Annotated in this window: 15 protein-coding genes; 3 read left to right on the top strand and 12 right to left on the bottom strand. The window is 68.8% G+C overall.

Translation table 11 applies throughout. The features are described 5' to 3' along the window. Positions 1 to 2: 2 nt before the first annotated feature. Positions 3 to 878, bottom strand: a complete 876-nt coding sequence (locus tag ACAM57_RS19900; RefSeq protein WP_369658624.1) for a phytanoyl-CoA dioxygenase family protein — start codon at positions 876 to 878, stop codon at positions 3 to 5. Next, positions 875 to 1582, bottom strand: coding sequence for a GntR family transcriptional regulator (locus ACAM57_RS19895; protein ID WP_369658623.1), 708 nt, complete (start codon positions 1580 to 1582; stop codon positions 875 to 877). Before ACAM57_RS19895 ends, ACAM57_RS19900 begins: the two co-directional genes overlap by 4 nt. A gap of 127 nt (positions 1583 to 1709) precedes the next feature. On the opposite strand from ACAM57_RS19895, the gene ACAM57_RS19890 reads away from it, so the two are divergent. After that, positions 1710 to 2675, top strand: coding sequence for a threo-3-hydroxy-L-aspartate ammonia-lyase (locus ACAM57_RS19890; RefSeq protein ID WP_369658622.1), 966 nt, complete (start codon positions 1710 to 1712; stop codon positions 2673 to 2675). Positions 2676 to 2684: 9 nt separating this feature from the next. On the opposite strand, the gene ACAM57_RS19885 is transcribed toward ACAM57_RS19890, so the two are convergent. The 5 genes from ACAM57_RS19885 to ACAM57_RS19865 all read right to left on the bottom strand — a co-directional run bounded on the left by ACAM57_RS19885 (position 2685) and on the right by ACAM57_RS19865 (position 8088). Beyond that, positions 2685 to 3338 carry an ABC transporter ATP-binding protein gene (locus ACAM57_RS19885; protein ID WP_369658621.1) on the bottom strand — a complete coding sequence of 218 codons (654 nt, stop codon included), beginning with the start codon at positions 3336 to 3338 and terminating at the stop codon, positions 2685 to 2687. After that, a complete protein-coding gene (gene miaA, locus ACAM57_RS19880) occupies positions 3335 to 4363 on the bottom strand; it encodes a tRNA (adenosine(37)-N6)-dimethylallyltransferase MiaA (protein WP_369658620.1) in 1029 nt (342 codons plus the stop codon). The genes ACAM57_RS19885 and miaA overlap by 4 nt, the downstream gene beginning before the upstream one ends. Before the next feature lie 92 nt (positions 4364 to 4455). Next, positions 4456 to 5430, bottom strand: a complete 975-nt coding sequence (locus ACAM57_RS19875; RefSeq protein ID WP_260319211.1) for an alpha/beta hydrolase — start codon at positions 5428 to 5430, stop codon at positions 4456 to 4458. Positions 5431 to 5645: 215 nt separating this feature from the next. Continuing rightward, positions 5646 to 7553: a DNA mismatch repair endonuclease MutL gene (gene mutL, locus ACAM57_RS19870; RefSeq protein ID WP_369658619.1), complete on the bottom strand. Its 1908-nt coding sequence runs from the start codon at positions 7551 to 7553 to the stop codon at positions 5646 to 5648. A 37-nt stretch (positions 7554 to 7590) separates the two neighbouring features. Then, positions 7591 to 8088 (bottom strand): N-acetyltransferase family protein, encoded by a 498-nt coding sequence (locus ACAM57_RS19865; protein WP_369658618.1) that lies wholly within the window; start codon positions 8086 to 8088, stop codon positions 7591 to 7593. A 48-nt stretch (positions 8089 to 8136) separates the two neighbouring features. Between ACAM57_RS19865 and ACAM57_RS19860 the strand changes: the two genes are divergently transcribed. Beyond that, a complete protein-coding gene (locus tag ACAM57_RS19860; RefSeq protein ID WP_126018377.1) occupies positions 8137 to 8805 on the top strand; it encodes a DedA family protein in 669 nt (222 codons plus the stop codon). A gap of 76 nt (positions 8806 to 8881) precedes the next feature. Here ACAM57_RS19860 and ACAM57_RS19855 read toward each other — a convergent pair whose 3' ends face one another. From ACAM57_RS19855 to tsaE, 3 genes are all read right to left on the bottom strand, one after another. Continuing rightward, a complete protein-coding gene (locus ACAM57_RS19855) occupies positions 8882 to 9169 on the bottom strand; it encodes a glycine zipper domain-containing protein (RefSeq protein WP_126018379.1) in 288 nt (95 codons plus the stop codon). Between the two features lie 163 nt (positions 9170 to 9332). After that, on the bottom strand, positions 9333 to 10802 hold the full coding sequence (locus tag ACAM57_RS19850) for an N-acetylmuramoyl-L-alanine amidase (RefSeq protein WP_369658617.1): 1470 nt from the start codon (positions 10800 to 10802) through the stop codon (positions 9333 to 9335). Continuing rightward, positions 10799 to 11305, bottom strand: coding sequence for a tRNA (adenosine(37)-N6)-threonylcarbamoyltransferase complex ATPase subunit type 1 TsaE (gene tsaE, locus ACAM57_RS19845; RefSeq protein WP_369658616.1), 507 nt, complete (start codon positions 11303 to 11305; stop codon positions 10799 to 10801). The genes ACAM57_RS19850 and tsaE overlap by 4 nt, the downstream gene beginning before the upstream one ends. Here tsaE and queG point away from each other — a divergent pair. Further along, positions 11291 to 12361 carry a tRNA epoxyqueuosine(34) reductase QueG gene (gene queG, locus ACAM57_RS19840; protein WP_369658615.1) on the top strand — a complete coding sequence of 357 codons (1071 nt, stop codon included), beginning with the start codon at positions 11291 to 11293 and terminating at the stop codon, positions 12359 to 12361. The genes tsaE and queG overlap by 15 nt on opposite strands. Positions 12362 to 12364: 3 nt before the next feature. Here queG and arsC read toward each other — a convergent pair whose 3' ends face one another. Both arsC and ACAM57_RS19830 read right to left on the bottom strand, forming a co-directional pair. Then, positions 12365 to 12745 (bottom strand): arsenate reductase (glutaredoxin), encoded by a 381-nt coding sequence (arsC, locus tag ACAM57_RS19835; protein WP_369658614.1) that lies wholly within the window; start codon positions 12743 to 12745, stop codon positions 12365 to 12367. 28 nt (positions 12746 to 12773) lie between these two features. Next, positions 12774 to 13457: a glutathione S-transferase family protein gene (locus tag ACAM57_RS19830; RefSeq protein WP_369658613.1), complete on the bottom strand. Its 684-nt coding sequence runs from the start codon at positions 13455 to 13457 to the stop codon at positions 12774 to 12776. Positions 13458 to 13491 lie beyond the last annotated feature (34 nt).

The following is a 13491-nucleotide window of genomic DNA, read 5'->3' as shown; positions in this document are numbered from 1 at the left end:
CGTCAGGCCTCCACCGTATCGAGCACGTCGGGCGAGGTGCGCAGCGCGCTCTCGGGCAGGCCGTTCTTCCACGGCACATCCACGGGGTAGGGCTTCAGCAGGCAGTCGTCGGGCAGCAGCTCGATGGGCGTGAAGTCGCGATGCGCGATGTATTCGGGGCGCTTGTGGCGGCGGATGTGGTTGCTGACGGCGCATAGGCTCAGGTACACGGCCACTCGGTTGAAGGGCGAGAGGTTGCTGCCCGAGGCATGCACCAGGCAGCTGTGGAACAGGATCATCGACCCGGCCGGCCCCTTGGGCGAGACGATGCCGCCGTGCTTGCCGCCGGCGCGATCCACCAGCTGGCGGATCAGGTCGTTGTCGACGGTCCACAGCGGGTAGCTGGTGGTGGTGAGGTCATGCTTCGCATCCACCACGCCCTTGCGGTGGCTGCCCGGGATGAACATCAGCGGACCGTTGTGCTCGTTCACGTCGTCGAGAAAGATCGCCACGTTCATCGCGCGCTCGGTGGGCATCAGGTCGTCGTTGAGCCAGGTACCGTAGTCCTGGTGCCACTGCCACACGTCGCCTTCGAAGGCCATCTTTCCGTTGATCTTGAACTGGTGCATGTACACGTCTTCGCCGAAGAGATCGGTCACCGGTTCGACCATGCGCGGGTGGCGCGCGAGCCGCGCGAAGGGCTCGCTCACGAGGTGCGCGGCGAAGTTCGTGCGCACGGCGTCGGAGCCTTTCTCGCGCACGTTGAAGGCCTCGCGCTTCGCGTAGAGATCGGGCACCGCGTCGGTCAGCACCTTGGTTTCTTCGGCCGAGAAGTGGCCGGGGAAGAACAGATAGCCGTCGCGCTCGAACTGCGCGCGCTGCTCGGGGTTGAGCTTCATGCCTTGTCTCCTTTTTGCTTGGGGGGAATGGCGGTGTGGGTGGATGCGGCATGCGCCAGCAGCCGTTCGCTCAGTGCCTCGCTGGCCCGCGAGACGTGTTCCTCGCTCAGGCGCGCGGCGCGGTCCGCGTTGCCTGCCGCGATGGCGTCGGCAATGGCTTCGTGCTCGTCCCACAGCGTCTCGCGCTGCGGCTCGGCCTGCAGCACCGCGCCCATCGCGCGGCGCAGGTGGCGCCAGTGCGGATCGGCGCTCTGCGCGATCAGCGGATTGCCCGATGCCGCGTAGATAGCCTGGTGGAAGGCCACGTCGGCGTCGATCATGGCCTCCACGTTGCGCCCACGCGCGGCGCGCCGGCCGCGCTCGATGAGCTTCGGGTCGATGCGAAAGCGCTGCCGCGCCGCCAGCCGCGCGGCCAGGGCATCGAGCGCACCGCGCACCTGGTAGACCTTGCGCATCGCCTCCGCTTCGAGCGGGGCCACCAGCACGCCACGGCCGGGCGCGTCGAGCACGAAGCCGTCCTTCTTCAGCAGCCGCAGCGCCTGCAGCACCGGCTGGCGCGACACCGAGAGGCGCTGCGCGATGTCTTCCTGCGTGATGCGCTCGCCGGGTGCGAGCGTGCCGCTGCTGATGGCGCCGAGCAGGGCGCGGTAGACCTGGTCGACGAGGTCGGGCGCGACCTCGATGCTGACGAGCTGGGCGGGCATGGTTGTCTCCTTGCGCCGGGTTCTTTGAACTCTGTATACAGAGTACGGAGTTCAGCGCTGCCGCAGCTAGCGGGTTTTTACCCATTGGGGCTGCAAAAGAACGGAAGCCGCCGCTAAGCTCGACCCCATGCAACTACCCACCTACGACGACGTCATCGCCGCAGCCGCGCGGCTCGAAGGCCATGCCCACCGCACGCCGGTGCTGCGCTCCACCACCGCCAACGAGCGCTGGGGGGCCGAGTTCTTCTTCAAGTGCGAGAACTTCCAGCGCATGGGCGCCTTCAAGTTCCGCGGCGCGTTCAACGCGCTGTCGAAGTTCGACGCCTCGCAGCGCAAGGGCGGCGTGATTGCCTTCTCGTCGGGCAACCACGCGCAGGCCATCGCGCTGTCGGCGCGCCTGCTGCAAATGCCGGCCGTGATCGTGATGCCCAAGGACGCGCCGGCCGCCAAGGTCGCCGCCACCAAGGGCTACGGCGCCGAGGTGGTGATGTACGACCGCTTCACCGAGGACCGCGAGGCGCTGACGAAGAAGCTGGCACAGGAGCGCGGCATGACGATGATCCCGCCCTATGACCACCCCGACGTGCTCACCGGCCAGGGCACGGCGGTGAAGGAACTGATCGAGGAAACCGGTCCGCTCGACCATCTGTTCGTGTGCCTCGGCGGCGGCGGGCTGCTCTCGGGCTCGGCGCTGTCGGCGCGCGCGCTGTCGCCGGACTGCAAGGTCTACGGCGTGGAGCCCGAGGCGGGCAACGACGGCCAGCAGTCGTTCCGAGCGGGGAAGATCGTGCACATCGAAACCCCGAAGACCATCGCCGACGGCGCGCAGACGCAGCACCTGGGCGAGTACACCTTCGGCATCATCCGCCGCGACGTGGACGACATCTTCACCGTCACCGACGAGCAGCTCGTCGACGCGATGCGCTTCTTCGCCGAGCGAATGAAGATGGTGGTGGAGCCCACCGGCTGCCTCGCCTTCGCGGGCGCGATCGCGGCGGGCAAGGCGATCGCGGGCCAGCGCGTGGGCGTGCTGATCAGCGGTGGCAACGTCGACCTGTCGCGCTTCGCGGCGCTGATCGCGCCTCAACGGTAATCAGCAGGCTCAGGCCCGGATTCCGCTGGCCGTGAGGTGCAGCAGGCGATCGGCCTGCGCGGCCGCGCTTTCCGAGTGCGTCACCAGCACCAGCGAGGCACCGTGTTCGCGGGTCTGGCCGATCAGCAGCTCCATCACCTTCGCGGCGGTGGTCGGGTCGAGGTTGCCCGTGGGCTCGTCGGCCAGCAGCAGGGCGGGGCGGTGTACCAGCGCGCGTGCGATGGCCACGCGCTGCAGCTGGCCGCCCGACAGCGTCTGCGGCAGCCGCGTACCCATGCCGGGCAGGCCCACCGCCTCGAGCATGTGCGCGATGCGGCCTTCGCTGTCCTTCTGCTGCCCCAGCAGCATCAGCGGCAGCGCCACGTTCTGCGCCACGTCCAGGTGCGGCAGCACGTGGAAGGCCTGGAACACGAAACCGACATGCCGCCGCCGCCAGAGCGCGCAGGCTTCGCCGTCGAGCGCGCCGATGTCGACGCCGTCGTGCGTCACCGTGCCCTGGTCCCAGCTGTCGAGGCCGGCCATGCAGTTGAGCAGTGTCGACTTGCCCACGCCCGATTCACCCACGATGGCGACGAACTCGCCGGGCTCCACGGTGAGCGTCACGTTCTCGAAGACAGGCGCATCACCGTAGTGCTTGCCGAGGTTGGAAATACGCAGCGTCATCTGGGAGCGACGGCCTTGGCCATGAGTTGAACGGCGGCCTGCACCGCGTCAGGAGCGTCGCAGGCGATCACGGTGCGCTGCGGCATGCTGCGCAGCCAGGTGACCTGCCGCTTGGCGAGCTGACGCGTGGCGGCGATGCCGCGCTCTCGCAGATCGGCCATGGCCCTGGCGTCGGGCGCCGCGCTGCCGGCCGCATCGAGCGTTTCCCAGGCTTGCCGGTAGCCGACGCAGCGCATCGAGGGCAGGTCGGGCGACAGGTCGCCGCGTGCGCGCAGGGCGCGCACCTCGTCGAGGAAGCCGGCGGCGAGCATGGCGTCGAAGCGCTCGGCGATGCGGCCGTGCAGCCACGAGCGGTCGGCGGGCTCCAGCGAGAACAGCGCGCCGCCTTCGACAGCGCCGGCTGCCTTGTTGTCGCTCGCATGGAAGCTCGACAGTGGCTGGCCGCTGCTCTCCCACACTTCGAGCGCGCGCTGGATGCGCTGGCTGTCCTGCGGCGCGAGCCGTGCGGCCGTGACCGGATCGACCTGCGCGAGCCGCGCGTGCATGGCGGGCCAGCCCAGCGCGGCCGCGTCGGCGTCGATGCGCGCGCGCACCGCGGCGTCGGCCGCGGGCATGGCGTCGATGCCGTCGAACAGCGCCTTGAAATAGAGCATGGTGCCGCCCACCAGCAGCGGCAGCGCGCCGCGCGCGCGGATCTCGCCGATGAGCCGCGTGGCGTCGGCCACGAAGGCGGCGGCGCTGTAGCTCTCGCGCGGGTCGAGGATGTCGATCAGGTGGTGCGGCACGGCGGCCTGCTCGGCGGGCGTGGGCTTGGCGGTGCCGATGTCCATGCCGCGGTAGACCAGCGCCGAATCGACCGAGACGATCTCCACCGGCAGCAGGCGCGCGAGCGCCAGCGCGGCGGCCGTCTTGCCCGAGGCGGTGGGACCTGCGAGCGCGATGTAGCGCGGTGGAGCCGGGGAGGGCGCGGCATCGGGCGATGCGCGGGTGGCGGTCTTCGCGGCCGCGTCGGAACTGGGAGACATGGTGCGCCGAGCGTAGCAAATGGCGCGGGCCTGGCAGCGTGCCGGGCCTTGGGTGGAGGCGGGGAGGCGGGGAGGCGGGGAGGCGGCCGCCCTCAGATGGCGGCGGGCACTGGCGGCTCCACCTTGCCGCTCACGTCCTGCGGCGTGAGCGGGGCCGAGGCAGCCGGCGGCGCGAGGCGCGGCGTCGGCCGCACGGCGGCGTTGCTGGCGACCATGTTCTCCGGCTTCATGCGAAACAGCTGGGTCAGCGCCGCGCGGTACTGCGCCTCGCCGATGGAATTGGTGTTGTGGTGCGAGCCGCCCTCGACCAGCACGAACATCTTGGGCCCGGTGGCCGCGTCGTACAGCTTGCGGCCCAGCGTCGGGTTGATGAGGCTGTCGGCCGTGCCGTGCACCACGAGCAGCGGCGAGCCGATGTCCTTGACCGCGTTGATCGCCTCGAAACGCTGCGTGATGAACGGGCCGAAGGGCAGCCAGCCCCACTTGAAGCCGCTGACCACGTCGGCGATGGAGGTGAAGGTGCTCTCGACGATGGTGCCGCTCTCGTCTTTCACGTGCGCGGCGAGATCGATGCCGATGGCGCCGCCGAGCGAGTGGCCGAAGATGTAACGGTGCTGCCTGGGGTGGCGAGCGGCCAGCCAGGTCCAGGCGGCGCGGGCGTCCTCGCGGGCCGATTCTTCCGAGGGCAGGCCCTTGGAGCTCTTCCCGAAGCCGCGATAGTCGATGGCCAGCACAGAGAAACCCAGCTCATGCATGCGCTGGATGCGTGGTGCCGAGCCGGCCACGTTGTAACGGGCGCCGTGCAGGTACAGCAGGACAGGAGTGGCGGTGGTCTCGGGCGCGCCGCCCAGCCACAGGCCGTGCAGGCGCGCGGGCTCGCCGGTGAGGGAGGACTGGAAGTCGATCCACACGTCCTCCATGCCCTGGGCCATGGAGGCGGTGTTGCCCCAGCTGCGGTCGCTGGGCTGGAAGATCCATTCGCGTTGCTGCTCGTCGAGCGTCGAGCAACCGGCGGCAAGCAGTGCACACAGCGAGAGGACAGACGCGAGGAGGGTCCAGCGTTTCATCATGGGTTTGAGGGACAGCGGAGTCGGCTCGAAAGTTCACCTGCTTTCACCTTGATGCGCCGACACAGCAGCAAGGTAACTCCCTGAAACAGTGCTCGCCGGCACTTTACCGAGCACATGCAACGGATGTGCCTGGGATTTCGCCGACTGCGGAAAACCCTAGAAAAAAGGCTTAAAAATGTCCGAAAACCGCGGATCGACCGGGGTTTCGCTGCTTATCGGCCACGCATGAAGAGCGAATCCAGCTCGCGCACCGAAAGCTGGCGCCAGGTCGGCCGGCCGTGGTTGCACTGGTCCGAACGCTCGGTGGCCTCCATCTGGCGCAGCAGCGCGTTCATCTCGTCGATGGTGAGCTTGCGGTTGGCCCGCACCGCGCCGTGGCAGGCCATGGTGGAGAGCAGTTCGTTCTGGGCGCGCTGCACCACCGTGCTGGCGTCGTGCTGGCCCAGTTCGGCCAGCACGCTGCGTGCGAGTTCCACCGGATCGCCGTCGGCCAGCGTTCCGGGCACGGCGCGCACCGCGAGCGTGCGCGCCGAAAAGGGCGTGATCTCCAGCCCCAGCGTCGGCAGCACCTCGGCGCAGGCCTCGGCCGTGGCCACTTCCTGCGGCGTGGCAGCGAAGGTCGCCGGAATCAGCAGCGGCTGGCTGCTGATGGCAGCGCCGTCGAGCTGCGTCTTGAGCCGCTCGTAGACGATGCGCTCGTGTGCCGCGTGCATGTCGACGATCACCAGGCCCTGGCTGTTCTCGGCCAGGATGTACACCCCCTGCAGCTGGGCCAGCGGGCGGCCCAGCGGCCAGGCCTCGTCGTTGTTGGCGATGGACTGCGTGCCAGGGCTCGGCGCAAGGGGAAGTCCGCTCGGAGCCTGGAAGCTTGCCGGCGCCGCGCTGGCAGCGGGCCAGGGTGGCGGCGCGGAAGGTTCCGCCGCATGCAGAGCAACCTGCCGCGGCTGCTCGCTGCGCTGGGGCCACATCGCCTCGAAATCGCCGGTGCCGCGTTCGCGCGGCGTGAAATCCATGGCCGGCTGGGCCCAGCTTGCGTTCGGGGGCAGCGGCGCCTGCTTGAAGAATGGCTGCGGCGCGCCTGCCGGCGCTGTCGCGTCATTGGCGCGCGGAGCCGCCAGCGCGTCCTCGACGGCATGGCGTACGGCCTGGTGCACCTCGCGCCCGTCGCGAAAGCGCACTTCGATCTTGGTCGGATGCACGTTCACGTCGACGCGCGACGGATCGATTTCGAGGTACAGCGCATACACCGGCTGGCGCTGGCCGTGCAGCACGTCTTCATACGCGCTGCGCACCGCGTGCGACAGCACCTTGTCGCGCACGAAGCGTCCGTTGACGTAGAAGAACTGATGATCGCCGCGCGAACGCGCCGCGTCGGGAATGCCCGCGCGGCCGACCACGCGCACCGCGCCGCCTTCGCGTGCGACGGCCACGCTCTGCGATACGAACTCGTCGCTCAGCGCATCGGCCAGCCGCTGCTCGCGCGTGGCGGCTGCGCGCCACTGCTCGACCAGCTTGCCGTCGTGCCAGATCGAGAAGCCCACCTCGGGCCGCGCCAGCGCATGGCGGCGCACCGCCTCGATGCAATGGGCCAGCTCGGTGGCGTCCGTCTTCAGGAATTTGCGGCGCGCGGGGGTCGCGAAGAACAGCTCGCGCACTTCGACGGTGGTGCCGGCTGAGCGGGCCACGGGCCGCAGCTCGCCGGTGCGCCCGTCGAGCGCGAAGGCCGAATCGGAGCCCGCGAAGCGCGAAAGAATGCTGAGCTCGGCAATCGCATTGATGGCGGCCAGCGCCTCGCCGCGAAAGCCCATCGTGCCGACCGTCTCCAGGTCGTCGAGGCTGGCGATCTTGCTGGTCGCGTGGCGGCGCAGCGCCACCGTGAGTTCCTCGCGGGGGATGCCCAGGCCATCGTCTTCCACGGAGATCAGCCGCACGCCGCCCGAAGCCAGCCGCACCGTGATCTGGCCGGCACCTGCGTCCAGCGCGTTGTCCAGCAGCTCGCGCACCACCGAGGCCGGACGCTCGACGACTTCACCGGCGGCGATCTGGCTGATCAACTCGTCGGGAAGCTCGCGGATCGGGCGGCGTTGTGGGGGGGAGATGGTGGTGGGGAGGGCGCTCACCGGGGCATTCTAAAAGCGCGGGTTCCGAGGCGTCCGCTCAGGGCTGCTGCAGCTGCTTGAACATCACGTAGGCATCCACGAAGCCGTGCCGCGGATGCCTGAACGCGCCCGGCAGCGTGCCGACGATCTCGAAGCCCATCTTGCGCCACAGGCGCACCGCGCCTTCGTTGGTGGACACGACGAAGTTGAACTGCATCGCGCGAAAACCCATGCGCAGGGCCTCCTGCTGCGAGTGTGCGCACAGGGCCGATGCGACACCCATGCCGCGCGCCGCGTCGGACACGACGTAACCGCAATTGCTTACGTGCGAGCCCTGGCCCGGCTGGTTGGGTCGCAGGACGTAGGTGCCGAGCACCGCACCCCGGTCGTTGCAGGCGACGAAGATCGCCGTGGGCACCTTCGTCCACGAGTGGCGTGCCTGTTCCTCGGTCACGTCGGGCGGATACGTGTAGGTGTCCGCGCGGCGGAAGGTGGGTTCCAGGACGGACCAGATGGCGGGCCAGTCCGCATCCGTGGCGGCGCGTATGTGCAGCATGGGGTGATTCGCGAGTGCGTCGAGGTCGAGCAAGGATAATCCGCGCCCATGGAAATCATCAGCTTTCTCGTCGACTTCATCCTTCACGTCGACAAGCACCTCGAGGCCTTCGTCATCGCCTACGGCCCCTGGGTCTATGCCTTGCTGTTCCTCATCGTCTTCGTGGAAACCGGCGCGGTGGTGATGCCGTTCCTGCCGGGCGACTCGCTGCTCTTCATCGTCGGCGCGCTGTGCGGCGCGGGGCTCATGAACTATCCGCTGGCGTGCGGCATCCTGATCGCGGCCGCGATCCTGGGCGACCAGTGCAACTACTCCATCGGGCGCTACTTCGGGCCGAAGGTGTTCCAGTGGGAGAACTCGCGCTTCTTCAACCGCAAGGCTTTCGACCAGGCCCATGCCTTCTACGAGCGCTACGGTGGCATCACCATCATCCTCGCGCGCTTCATGCCCTTCATCCGCACCTTCGCGCCCTTCGTGGCCGGCGTGGCCGAGATGAACCGCGCGAAGTTCACGATGTTCAACGTGGTGGGCGGGCTGATCTGGGTGCTGGGCATCGCCACCGCCGGCTACTTCTTCGGCAACCTGCCTTTCGTGCGCCAGCATCTGGACAAGATCATCTGGGCGCTGATCTTCGTACCGGGCCTTCTGGCGATCTACGGCGCGTGGCGCGCCTCCAAGGCCGAGAAGGCGAGGGAGGCCCAGGCCTCGCAGGCCTGATCCGACTTCGCCAACCAATGAAAAAGCGCGCCCGGGGGCGCGCTTTTTTATTCAGGCCCGTTGTCCAGACCGTGCATCAGTAGTTCGGCCCGTTGCCCGGGTAGTAGCCGCTGCCGCGCGGATAGCGTTGCTGGTTGTAATAGTTGCGTTCGTCGGCATTGCGGCCGACCTGGTTGCCGATGAGGCCGCCGATGGCCGCGCCGCCCACGGTGCTCGCGGTGTTGCCGCCGATGGCATTGCCCACCAGAGCGCCGCCCACGGCGCCTACGCCGGTCCCAAGGTTCTGATTGGGACCGCTTGCGCAACCCGCAATGGTCATGACCGAAGTGGCTGCGGCTGCAGCGATCCAGAGACGTGTGTTCATGATGTCCACCTTTCGATGAGTGATGGTTCATCATGTCCAAAGCACCCCGGTGCGCCGTGTAGGAACCAGCCGCACGTGCCTGTGCGGCCTCGCGGGGCGCACCGCGTGGGACAGGAGTGCATGCTTTGGCCCTACAGCCGGAAGCGGCGGGGCCGGAGCGCGATCAGAGCTGCCGGCTGCGCGCCAGCGGCGGGTTCTGCGCGAAGTAGCGCTGGATGCCGCGCATCAGTGCGTCGGCCAGGTTCTCCTGGTAGTCGACACGGCGCAGGTTGGCTTCTTCTTCCGGATTGCTGATGAAGGCGGTTTCCACCAGCACGCTCGGAATGTCGGGCGCCTTCAGCACGGCGAAGCCGGCCTGTTCGACCTGGCCCTTGTGCAGCCGCGCGCCGATGCCCTTGATCTCGCCGAGCATCGCGCCGCCGAGCTTCAGGCTGTCGTTGATCTGCGCGGTGGTGCTCATGTCGAGCAGCGCTCGCTGCACCTGGGCCTCGTGGTTGCCCACGTTCACGCCGCCGACGCGGTCGGCGTCGTTCTCCTTGTTGGCGAGCCACCGTGCGGCGCTGCTGGAGGCGCCGCTCTGGCTCAGCGCGAACACGCTGGCGCCGCGCGCGGCGGGCGTGGTGAATGCGTCGGCATGGATGCTCACGAACAGGTCGGCCTGCACGCGCCGCGCCTTCTGCACGCGCACGCCCAGCGGCACGAAGAAGTCGGCGTCGCGCGTGAGGAAGGCGCGCATGGGGCTGCCGTTCACGCTGCTCGCGTTGATGCGCTGGCGCAGGCGGTGGGCCACCTGCAGCACGATGTCTTTTTCGCGCGTGCCGTTCGGGCCGATGGCGCCAGGGTCTTCGCCGCCGTGGCCGGGGTCGAGCGCCACGATGATGATGCGGTCGGTGCGATTGGCCGTGGCTGCAACCGGTGGTGGGGGCGGCACGGGCGGTGCTGACGGCGCAGGGGGTCTGGCAGGCGCGGCGGCCACCACGGGAGGCGGTGGCGGTGTCACGGGCCTTTCGCCGCCGGCCGTTGCGGCGGGAGGCGGCGATTGCGGGCCGGGTCGCATCGACTGCTGCGCCATCAGGTCGCCGAGCGGATCGGCGGCCGGTGCAGGCGCGGTTGGCGGCGGCGCGACGGCGACCGCGGAGCCTCCGCCCGAAGCGCGCGGTGCATCGCGCAGGCGCTCGGCGATCAGCGCTTCCATCGGGTCGATCGCCTGCTCGGGGTACAGGTCGAGCACCAGCCGGTGCTTGTAGGCGGCCACGGGCGCGAGCGAGAACACCTGCGGCACCACGGCCTGCTTCAGGTCGAACACGATGCGCACCACCTTCGGTGCGTTCTGCCCCACGCGCAGGCCGTTGATGTACGGGTCGCCGGGCTTGATCTTGCCGACCAGCTCGCGCAGTTCGGGGTTGAGGTCGATGCCCTCGATGTCGACGGCCAGCCGAGGCGGGCTGCCCACCACGAGCTGCTGCGAGTTCAGGCGTGCGTCGGATTCGATGGTCACGCGCGTGTAGTCGGCGGCGGGCCACACGCGCACTGCGAGGATGGTGGCGCCGCGTGCGATCTGGTGCACGCCGAGCATCAGCGCGATGCTGCCGCCCTGCAGCAGCACGCGCCGTTTGAGGCCGGCCGCCTTCATGCGGCGATGCGCGCCAGCAGATCGCTGCCGCGAGCGGTGTTCGCCAAGAGGGTCACGCTGCGTGTGTCGTCAGTCATTGCTTCTATTTTAATAGCGAGGTCGGCAATTGGCGTACGGCCAGCGGCGTTGTCCGGCCACTCGGCCAGCTTGAGGCCCGGCCCGGCGAAGATGTCGCGGAAGCCGGCGTCGTCCCATTCGCGCGGATCGGCGAAGCGATAGAAGTCGAAATGGAAGATCTGCAGCCCGTCGGGCGCCTCGTGGGGCTCGACCACCGCGTAGGTGGGGCTCTTGATGCGCCCGGTGATGCCCAGGGCGCGAAGCAGGTGGCGTACGAAGGTGGTCTTGCCGGCGCCGAGGTCGCCATGCAGTTCGATGAAGGCGTCGCGCAATGCGGGTGATGCGGCCAGCGCCTTCGCGAAGGCTTCGGTGTCGGCTTCGCTGCACCAGCGCAGGCTGCGGGTGCTTTTGTGCGTTTCTACAATCGGCAAGTGATCGTCAGCCATCCACTCGTTGTTCGTATTCAGGCCTTGGCCAGGGAACTCGGATTCTCCCAAATCGGAATCGCGGGCGTCGATTTATCGAGCGCCGAGGCCGGTCTGATGCAATGGCTGGCCCATGGGTTCCATGGCGAGATGCAATACATGGAAACGCACGGCACGCGCCGCGCGCGCCCGGCCGAGCTGGTGCCGGGCACGGTCAGCGTGATCACCGCGCGCATGGACTACCTGCCGCGCAGCACCGAGCCCGAGTGGCAGGCCATCGAGTTCGACCGGCTGAAGCGGCCCGGCGAGGCCATCGTGTCGGTCTACGCCCGGGGCCGCGACTATCACAAGGTGCTGCGCAACCGTCTCGCGAAGCTGGCCGAGCGCATCGCCGAGGAGGTCGGCCCCTTCGGCCATCGCGCCTTCACCGACTCGGCCCCCGTGCTCGAGGCAGAACTCGCCTCGCGCAGCGGCCAGGGCTGGCGCGGCAAGCACACGCTGGTGCTCGACCGCGACGCGGGCTCGATGTTCTTCCTGGGCGAGATCTACGTCGACATGGAACTGCCGCCCAGCGAGCCCGTCACCGCGCACTGCGGCAGCTGCAGCGCCTGCATCGACGTGTGCCCGACGCAAGCCATCGTGGCGCCGAAGCGGCTCGATGCGCGCCGCTGCATTTCGTACCTCACCATCGAGCACGGCGGTTCCATTCCGGTCGAACTGCGTCCGCTGATGGCCAACCGCATCTATGGCTGCGACGACTGCCAGTTGATCTGCCCCTGGAACAAGTTCGCGAAGAAGAGCACGCTGCCCGACTTCGACGCGCGCAAAGAGCTCACCGGCCGCACGCTGGCCGATCTGTTCGCGTGGACCGAACAGGACTTTTTGCGCCGCACCGAAGGCAGCCCGATCCGCCGCATCGGCCACGAGCGCTGGCTGCGCAACATCGCGGTGGCGCTGGGCAACGCGGCACGGGCGGGCGAGGGTGGTGCGAAGGAAGCGCTGGCGACGCGGGCAGAGCACCCGAGCGAACTGGTGCGCGAGCACGTCGCCTGGGGCCTCGCGCAACGCGCAGACTGAGCCTCAGGCCGGCAGGATCTCGCGCACCCGCTCCCACGGCCGGCACATCAGCGTGCCGCGCGGCGACACCACGATGGGCCGCTGCAGCAGGATCGGGTGCTCCACGATGAAGTCGAAGATCTGTTCGTCGGTCCATTTCGGATCGGCGAGGTTCAGCTCCTCGTAGGGAGCCTCCTTGGTGCGCAGCAGGTCGCGCGCGCCCATGCCCATGGCCTTGGAGAGCTCGCGCAGCTTCTTCTTCGAGGGCGGCGTTTCAAGATAGAGAACGATCTCGGGCTCCACGCCGCTTTCGCGGATCAACTGCAGCACGTTGCGCGACGTGCTGCAGTTGGGCTTGTGGTAGATCGTCATCGGGTAGGCGGTGGTGGGCGTGCGTGCGGTCATGGTGCCGATGATAGAAAACAGGCGCTGCTCAGCTTTCCTGTGCGTCCATCGAGAACGGAAACCGCGCCGCCCAGAATTCCGCCAGGCGCGGGTCGGCATCCACACGGCGCACCACCTGCGCCATGCGCGGCGCCACGCGATAGAAGCGCCTGCGGCGCGGCGTCCAGCGCGACACCACGGTCACGTACAGGTCGAGCATGCTGATCTTCTCGCCCAGCAGGTAGGGCGCGGGCTCGTCGATCTGCGAATCCATCAACTGCCAGCAATGCGCGATGCGCTCGGCGGTGCGTTCGAGCATCGCCGGCTGAGCCGCCGGGTCGGGCACCAGGCGCGAAGGCTCGTCGCGCACCCAGAACATCGAATAGATGGCGGCCGGCAGGTAGACCATCCAGCGCAGGTAGCGCGCACGCAGCGGGTCGTCGGGTGCGGGGCAGAGTCCGGCCTCGGGATAGCGGTCGCCCAGCCAGAGCAGGATGGCCGCGCTCTCGGTCATCACCTCGCCCGAAGGCAGCACGAGCGCCGGCACCTGCCGCATCGGGTTGACGCCGGCGACCCGCTCGCGCTCGGCATCGCCCTCCCACGGGGCGATGTCGACGGTCTCGACCTGCGCGCCGATCAGCGTGAGCGCGGCGTGCACGGGCGTGGCGCCCGAGCCGGGGGCGCCGTAGAGGGTGTAGCGGTCTTCGCGGGCGGAGGTGGATGGAGCGTTCATCCGCGCAGGTTACGCAGGCCCGCCCCCGATGTCA

The sequence above is a fragment of the Variovorax sp. V15 genome (assembly GCF_041154425.1).
Lineage (GTDB): Bacteria > Pseudomonadota > Gammaproteobacteria > Burkholderiales > Burkholderiaceae_C > Variovorax > Variovorax guangxiensis.
Note: the sequence above shows the minus strand (reverse complement) of the source record. Positions and strands in the feature narration are given on the sequence as shown.

What these genes read in the sequence shown, in the direction of transcription:
- ACAM57_RS19895 (WP_369658623.1), bottom strand. Translation starts at nt 1,582, where the DNA reads ATGCCCGCCCAGCTCGTCAGCATCGAGGTCGCGCCCGACCTCGTCGAC.
- ACAM57_RS19885 (WP_369658621.1), bottom strand. Translation starts at nt 3,338, where the DNA reads ATGACGCTGCGTATTTCCAACCTCGGCAAGCACTACGGTGATGCGCCT.
- miaA (WP_369658620.1), bottom strand. Translation starts at nt 4,363, where the DNA reads ATGTCTCCCAGTTCCGACGCGGCCGCGAAGACCGCCACCCGCGCATCG.
- ACAM57_RS19890 (WP_369658622.1), top strand. Translation starts at nt 1,710, where the DNA reads ATGCAACTACCCACCTACGACGACGTCATCGCCGCAGCCGCGCGGCTC.
- ACAM57_RS19865 (WP_369658618.1), bottom strand. Translation starts at nt 8,088, where the DNA reads ATGCTGCACATACGCGCCGCCACGGATGCGGACTGGCCCGCCATCTGG.
- ACAM57_RS19850 (WP_369658617.1), bottom strand. Translation starts at nt 10,802, where the DNA reads ATGAAGGCGGCCGGCCTCAAACGGCGCGTGCTGCTGCAGGGCGGCAGC.
- ACAM57_RS19875 (WP_260319211.1), bottom strand. Translation starts at nt 5,430, where the DNA reads ATGAAACGCTGGACCCTCCTCGCGTCTGTCCTCTCGCTGTGTGCACTG.
- arsC (WP_369658614.1), bottom strand. Translation starts at nt 12,745, where the DNA reads ATGACCGCACGCACGCCCACCACCGCCTACCCGATGACGATCTACCAC.
- ACAM57_RS19830 (WP_369658613.1), bottom strand. Translation starts at nt 13,457, where the DNA reads ATGAACGCTCCATCCACCTCCGCCCGCGAAGACCGCTACACCCTCTAC.
- ACAM57_RS19855 (WP_126018379.1), bottom strand. Translation starts at nt 9,169, where the DNA reads ATGAACACACGTCTCTGGATCGCTGCAGCCGCAGCCACTTCGGTCATG.
- ACAM57_RS19900 (WP_369658624.1), bottom strand. Translation starts at nt 878, where the DNA reads ATGAAGCTCAACCCCGAGCAGCGCGCGCAGTTCGAGCGCGACGGCTAT.
- ACAM57_RS19860 (WP_126018377.1), top strand. Translation starts at nt 8,137, where the DNA reads ATGGAAATCATCAGCTTTCTCGTCGACTTCATCCTTCACGTCGACAAG.
- tsaE (WP_369658616.1), bottom strand. Translation starts at nt 11,305, where the DNA reads ATGGCTGACGATCACTTGCCGATTGTAGAAACGCACAAAAGCACCCGC.